Source organism: Mycobacterium sp. TH-M25 (genome assembly GCF_057473665.1).
The window spans coordinates 1-6,790 of the sequence record NZ_JBYCLA010000279.1 but is presented as its reverse complement, the minus strand read 5'-3'; the positions used below and the strand labels follow the sequence as shown (position 1 = coordinate 6,790).

The window sequence follows — 6,790 nt, the reverse complement described above, 5'->3', positions numbered from 1 at the left end:
CCGCCGCTCGCGGTGATTCGACTCACAGCGCCGCCATGACGCACGCCTGGCTGGTCACCGGCCCGCCCGGTTCGGGTCGCTCGGTGGCCGCGCTGTGCTTTGCCGCGGCCCTGCAGTGCACGTCAGAAGGTTTGCCTGGCTGTGGCGAGTGCCGGTCCTGCACGACGGCGATGGCCGGCACCCACGGCGATGTGCGTCGCGTCGTCCCCGAGGGGTTGTCCATCGGTGTCGACGAGATGCGCGCGATCGTCCAGGTCGCGTCGCGGCGGCCCAGCACCGGCCGCTGGCAGATCGTCGTGGTCGAGGACGCCGACCGGCTGACCGAAGGCGCGGCGAACGCGCTGCTGAAGGTGGTCGAGGAGCCACCGCCGTCCACGGTGTTCCTGCTGTGTGCGCCGTCGGTGGATCCCGAGGACATCGCGATCACGCTGCGGTCCCGCTGCCGGCATATCGCGCTGGTGACGCCGTCGCCGGAGGCCATCGCCCAGGTTCTGATCGACAGCGACGGGCTGTCGGCGCAGACCGCAGGCTGGGCGGCTTCGGTGAGCGGCGGGCACGTGGGGCGGGCGCGGCGGTTGGCCACCGACCCGGAGGCGCGGGAGCGGCGGTTGCAGGCTCTGGGTCTGGCCCGCGACGCGGCGACCCGATCCAAGGCATTTGCTGCTGCCGAGGCACTGGTGTCTGCTGCCGAGGCCGAAGCGGCGGTGCTGACGGCCGGCCGCGACGATGCCGAGACCGAGGAGTTGCGCACGGCGCTGGGAGCCGGCGGCACCGGCAAGGGCACCGCGGGTGCCCTGCGTGGTTCGGCCGGCGCGATCAAAGACCTCGAGCGACGGCAGAAGTCGCGTCATACCCGGGCCTCGCGTGATGCGCTGGATCGGGCGCTGATCGACCTGGCAACGTATTTTCGTGACGCGCTGCTGGTCTCGGCCGGCGCGGGTGGCGTGCGGCCCAATCACCCCGACATGGCCGAGCAGATCGCGGCGATGGCCGCCCACGTTCCGGCTGATCGGCTGCTGCGCTGCATCGAAGCGGTGCTGGAGTGCCGGGAGGCGCTGGCGATCAACGTCAAACCCAGGTTCGCCGTCGACGCGATGGTCGCCACCATCGGCCAGGCGCTGCGCGACTGAACTTGGGCGCTCACGAGGCCCTGCCGTAGACTCATCCCGCCCGTCGGGGCACGCCACCTTAGCTCAGTCGGTAGAGCGGCTCACTCGTAATGAGCAGGTCAGGAGTTCGATTCTCCTAGGTGGCTCCATTTTGGTGGCTCCAGTATTCAGTCGCGACTGTGCGTGTTTGTACGCCGACGCGCCGCGAGCAATGGCATGCTATGCACGCTCGCCCCTCACCGCGGCAGCACGTAACCCACCGGTCCGGCGGCGAGGCACACGCTCAACGCGGCCGTGTTGGCCCGGACCCGGATCGCAGTGCCCGCACCGGGCAGTCGCACGTAGACCCGGTTGAGTCCGGGATGCACCGGCACCCGGGTGGTAGGCCCGTCGGACAGTGCCAGTGACATCGACCCGTCGCTGTTGGCCAGATAGTTGATCTCTGCCGCCCAGTCCGCCGGCAGCAGTGGGCCGTCGAGCCCGATCTCGATCGGATGGTCGGGCTGCACCAGATAGCCGCACTGCGGCACCGGTCCGGGTGTCATCGCGCGCACCCAGGTCACCTGCGCATCAACCAGCCGGCCGTGGGTATCGAGAGTTCGTAATTGCGTTGTCGTCAAGCCGAATTCGGGGCGATCGCGGATAAGCGCGAACAGGTGGCTGGCCAGGTTATCGGGCCAGGCCACGCGGCCGAGCACGAGTGGGTCGACCTCCTGGTCGAGCAGCGGCGCATCGGATGTCGCGCGCGCGGCGGCTAGATCGCGGCGGGCATTCATCACGTAGGGCTGAGCGGGGTTGTCCCGCCAGGACGTCAGGAACGTCGCCGTCGAGTACAGGCCGCTCGCCACGAACGCCGCCGCCACCCCAATCGCACTGGCGTTGCGCAGCAATGATGCATCCAGTCCGCGTGACGACGGGCGGTTGGGCGCGCAGAACCCGACCGCGGCCAGCAGCGCCAGCACCACGACGAGATCGGGCAAATAGCGCAAGGTTTGAGCCAGTTCCAGCGCAGTGAAGCGCGACGACCGCATCAGATAGATCGGCACCTGGCAGGCGACCACGTAACCGGCAGCGGTCAGCCACACCGGCAGGATGCGTCGTTTGCGCACCAGCGAAAGCGCCAGCATCGCGGCCAATGCCAGCCACCCGACTGCCATGACCGATGCCGGCGGAGTGGCCCACGGCGAGGCGGGCGCCCACCGGCCCCACTGCCACGGTCCGCCGACCAGGCCGGGGATAATGCCGTGAGTGATGGAGCGGCGCAACAGATCCCACGTCATCGCCAGGTCCGAACTCCACCGCCGCTGGTTCACCACCGCCAGATACACCGCGATCCATCCAGCGGTCAGCCCCAGCGATGCCGTCCACAATCGCCGTCCGCCGCGCCACGTCGCCGAAACCGCCGATCGATCACCTGCTACGTGACGCAGCAATGCCGTCACCGCGAACGCGACGAACGGGATCACCGCCGCTTTCTCGAAGAACAGCAGCCCGCCCAGATAGGCCAGCCCACCGGTGAGTGCGTAGCGCTGATTGCCGGTGCGGACCAACAGGATCGCGTCGGCGCAGACCCAGGCCAGCGCGGCCAGCATCGGCAGCGAATTCAGGGCCGCCGACCACCAGGCGAAGCCGGGCACGCCGAGCGGGGTGAACAGCGCGAAGGTCAGCGGTACCAGCAGCACCGGCCGCCAGCCCAGGATCACCTGCAGCGCACGCAGCAGGGCCAGCGAGGCCAGCAGTTGTAGCACCACCATGCTGACGGCTGGCCCGGCCCAGTTCAGCGGCGCCAGCCGGGTGATGGCGCCGGCCACCAGGAATGCGGCCGGCATGACGTGGCCGTCGTGGTCGTCGAACAGGAACGACGGCGACAGCAGACCGTGTGTGCCGGCCCGGCTGACCAGAATGAAGTCGTCCCAGTAGAAGTAACCACCAAACGCCAGCACCCCCCGGACCACCAGCTGTGCGGCGATGAGCATCCCGGCGACCAGCGCCACCTTCGGTAGCCGGCGGGCCCGTCGGTATGGTGGGCCGGTGCGCGCACTGGTCACCGGGGCTGCCGGGTTCATCGGGTCGACGCTAGTCGACCGGTTGCTGAGCGACGGGCACACCGTCGTCGGCCTGGACAACTATGCCTCCGGGCGGGCCACCAACCTCGAGCACCTGGCCGACACGGCCGGGTTCTCCTTCGTCGAGGCCGACATCGTCACCGCCGATCTGCCGGCGATCTTCGGCGCGCATCAGCCTGAGGTGGTGTTCCACCTGGCCGCCCAAATCGACGTCCGGCACTCGGTGGCCGACCCGCAATTCGACGCATCGGTCAACGTGATCGGGACCGTGCGGCTGGCTGACGCCGCGCGGCAGGCCGGTGTGCGCAAGGTAGTGCACACGTCCTCGGGCGGTTCGATCTACGGCACGCCGCCGACCTACCCGACCAGCGAAGCGGTGCCCACCGATCCGGCGTCGCCGTATGCCGCGGGCAAGGTGACCGGTGAGATCTACCTCAACACGTTCCGGCATCTCTACGGGCTGGAGTGCTCGCACATCGCCCCGGCCAATGTTTATGGCCCGCGCCAGGATCCGCACGGCGAGGCCGGCGTGGTCGCGATATTCGCGCAGGCGTTGCTGTCCGGCAAGCCGACCAAGGTGTTCGGTGACGGCTCCAATACCCGCGACTACGTTTTCGTCGACGACGTGGTGGACGCTTTTGTCAAGGCTTCCGGCGCGGCCGGTGGCGGTCAGCGTTTCAACATCGGCACCGGCCTGGAAACCTCTGATCGCCAACTGCATTCAGTGGTCGCCGCCGCTGTCGGCGCCCCCGACGATCCGGAATTTCATCCGTCCCGGCTCGGCGACCTCAAACGGTCTTGCCTTGACATCGGTTTGGCTGAACGGGTTTTGGGCTGGCACCCCCATGTGGGGCTCAACGACGGCGTGGTCCGCACAGTGGAGTTCTTCCGGCAGACACACGCCCGATAACGACCGCTTACTACCTCGACGCCGCAATGTCGCTGGCAGCGTTGCCATCCTGCTCGGCAATCACACGACTGCTGACTATTGCGGCGGTCGAGCGCCGTCGAGCGCGATGGCGCGGGCCAATCGCGCATAACGTAATTCGAGATCTTTGAACCGCAGGTAGGTGTTCAGTGTGCTGAAACTGAAGACGATGATCAACGCGTACAGCATCAGGTCGGTGCCGCGCGCGACTCCGAGCCAATGTGCCACCACCGTGGTGTCATTGGGGCGCAGAACCGCGTAGACGCCGGCCATGAGGAACAAGACGAAACCCACCTTGATCCAGGCCTGTGTCTGGGCGCTGCGGCGGGACCGCACCAGATAAATCACCAGCGCAAAGATCGAGGCGATCAGCAGACCCTGAATCCAATTCATCGCGGCGTCCTTCCTCGCAGGAACCCGTCGACGATGATATTGACCCCGTTGAGCAAAGGTTGCCCCTTTGCCGAGGAGTACTCGGTATAGAGCACTTCGACCGGTTGTTCGGCTACCCGCCAATGGTTTTCGTCGATCAGCATGATGAATTCTCCTGCATGGCCCATGCCGTTGATGGTGATGTCCAACTGATCGGCAACGGTCTTGTTGAAGACCCGCAGGCCGTTGTTGCTGTCGGTCAGACCCAGCCTGCGGCCACGTGGGCTCAGAGCCGCCGCGGTTTGCAGTACCGCGCGTTTGAGCAGCGGCGGCCGGCTGACGCCCGGCCCGAATCGGGTGCCGATGACGATGTCGGCGGCGCAGGAATGTAGGCGGTCGATCATCGCGAGGACATCGTCGACGCGGTGCTGACCGTCGGCGTCGAAGGTGACGAAGATCTGCGCACCGGGCTGGCTGCGGGCGTATTCGACCCCGGTCTGGATGGCCGCGCCCTGGCCGAGGTTGACCGGGTGTCGCACCAGATGCGCCCCGGCGCGCAGCGCGATGTCGCCGGTGTCGTCGGTGCTGCCGTCGTCGACGCACACCACGTTCTCGAACACCGAGCGCAGTTGGCGGATCACATCGCCGATGACGCCCGCTTCATGGTAGGCGGGCACCACGATCCAGACGTCGCGCGTTTCACTGGGCATGTCAAGCCCACAAGCTACACGCAGATCAGCGGCCCGCACGCGCGAGCGCGACCAGGTGTACGGCGATACCGACCAACGGGCCGCACAGCAGTGCGATCACGGTGCGGGTAGCCAGTGGTAGCGGCAGCAGGAGAAGCAGCGCCGCCGCTGCCGTCGCGCACACCCAGCCGAGCGCGTAGGACCGGTGCAACGCCGCGGCGACAGTGGCGGCCCCGGTCAGCGTCAGCAAGGCGATCGCCGCGGCGGCGGCGGTCAGCCAGGCCAGCAGCGTGCCCGACGCGTGATAGTCCGGACCGAAGCCGACCCGCAGCAGCCACGGTCCCAGCACGCCCGCCGCCAGCACCCCGACCACACCGATGGCACCGACCAGCGCCGCGGGTGCGAGTAGCGCCTGGAGCCGTGCGGTGCGCTGGTCGACGAAGTGCGCGATCAGATTGCCCTGCATGGCCGTCAATGGCACCAGCAGCGGCGCGCGGGTCAGCGTGACCGCCAGAATCACCACCCCGCCCTGGGCGCCGAGCTGGCCGGAGGTGACCTTGAGCAGCACCGGGAAGCCCATCACCAGGATCGCGCTGGCTCCGGCAGCCGTGATCGAATGCGCCGCCCCGCGCAGAAACGTGGCGGTGCTGCCGGGAGTCAGCAGATGCGCCGCTGCCCGGGTCACCGGCGAAGCCGCGATCATCATCAACCAGGCCAGCGCACCCGCGACGGTGGCCCAGAGAAAACCGACCAGGGCCCAGCCGACCACCACGCCGGCGGTCGCGACGGCCACCCGGATAACGGCGTCGGTGACCATCAGGGCTCCGTACTGCGTCCAGTGATTGGTGCCGGCCAACATGCCGAGCAATGTCGCATGCAGGCAGAACCCCGCCAGCCCGAAGCTGAGCAGGCCCACCGACAGCCAGTGCTCCTGCGCGAAGACGCGGCCGCTCCACAACGGCGAGCTGACAAAGATCACGACCGCGGCCCCGACCCCGACCAGAGCTGCCACCCGCAATGGATGCGTGCGGGCATCCGGCGGCCCCCCGACATACCCCGCGGCGCGAACTTCGCGGGTGGTCTCCTGCAGCAGGCCGTTCGCGGCCCCGGTGACCAACCCGAACGCCCCCCAGAACACCGCAAAGACGGAGAAGCCGACCGGCGCCAGGTCGCGGGCGGCCAAGTACACCACGGCGTAACCGCATACCGCTGTCATCGCGGTCGCCGCGCCGACCCGGGCCATGCTGCTGCGGGCGATCGGGCTCGCGAAGGCCCCGACTCCTGGGGTGCCGCCTACTTCGGTCACCGTTTGAAAATACTCACAGCTCGCACCGACCTCCGCATGCTGCGACCGCCCCGACCTGACAGACTGCTGGGAGAGGGGAGTATTCCTCACACTGCGGAGTCGTCATCACGTCGCCCACCATCGGGTGACCGGCCCGTGGGCCGCCGCGGCCGCGGCGGTGGAAGAGACCTCTGGTTGTCAACGACCGGAGGTATACCCGTGCACGTCCACCTGCTGGAGTGGATTTCCACCCTCGTGGTGACCATCGCGGTGCTGTCGTTCGACGTGGTGGTCATGGCGCGTCGGTCAGGCGAACCGACGATGCGCCGATCAGCAGTCGC

6 protein-coding genes and 1 tRNA gene are annotated in these 6,790 nt (G+C 68.1%); 3 read left to right on the top strand and 4 right to left on the bottom strand.

The annotated features are described in order from the left end of the window. Both AC2VOU_RS09495 and AC2VOU_RS09490 read left to right on the top strand, forming a co-directional pair. Positions 1-1,130: DNA polymerase III subunit delta' (locus AC2VOU_RS09495; protein ID WP_486957148.1), on the top strand; the 1,130-nt coding region annotated here is incomplete at its 5' end. Positions 1,131-1,182: 52 nt separating this feature from the next. Continuing rightward, positions 1,183-1,258: transfer RNA gene (locus AC2VOU_RS09490), tRNA-Thr, on the top strand. An 87-nt stretch (positions 1,259-1,345) separates the two neighbouring features. On the opposite strand, the gene AC2VOU_RS09485 is transcribed toward AC2VOU_RS09490, so the two are convergent. Beyond that, positions 1,346-3,175, bottom strand: coding sequence for a hypothetical protein (locus tag AC2VOU_RS09485; protein ID WP_486957147.1), 1,830 nt, complete (start codon positions 3,173-3,175; stop codon positions 1,346-1,348). On the opposite strand from AC2VOU_RS09485, the gene AC2VOU_RS09480 reads away from it, so the two are divergent. Continuing rightward, positions 3,141-4,085, top strand: coding sequence for an NAD-dependent epimerase/dehydratase family protein (locus AC2VOU_RS09480; RefSeq protein WP_486957146.1), 945 nt, complete (start codon positions 3,141-3,143; stop codon positions 4,083-4,085). The genes AC2VOU_RS09485 and AC2VOU_RS09480 overlap by 35 nt on opposite strands. Positions 4,086-4,160: 75 nt before the next feature. Here AC2VOU_RS09480 and AC2VOU_RS09475 read toward each other — a convergent pair whose 3' ends face one another. From AC2VOU_RS09475 to AC2VOU_RS09465, 3 genes are read right to left on the bottom strand one after another with little or no spacing between them, the layout of a single operon-like run. Beyond that, positions 4,161-4,496 (bottom strand): DUF2304 domain-containing protein, encoded by a 336-nt coding sequence (locus AC2VOU_RS09475; protein WP_486957145.1) that lies wholly within the window; start codon positions 4,494-4,496, stop codon positions 4,161-4,163. Beyond that, the gene (locus tag AC2VOU_RS09470) at positions 4,493-5,185 is read right to left on the bottom strand and encodes a glycosyltransferase family 2 protein (protein WP_486957144.1); all 693 of its coding nucleotides are present in this window, start codon (positions 5,183-5,185) and stop codon (positions 4,493-4,495) included. Before AC2VOU_RS09470 ends, AC2VOU_RS09475 begins: the two co-directional genes overlap by 4 nt. A gap of 25 nt (positions 5,186-5,210) precedes the next feature. Further along, positions 5,211-6,407: a hypothetical protein gene (locus tag AC2VOU_RS09465; RefSeq protein WP_486957149.1), complete on the bottom strand. Its 1,197-nt coding sequence runs from the start codon at positions 6,405-6,407 to the stop codon at positions 5,211-5,213. Between the last annotated feature and the right edge of the window lie 383 nt (positions 6,408-6,790).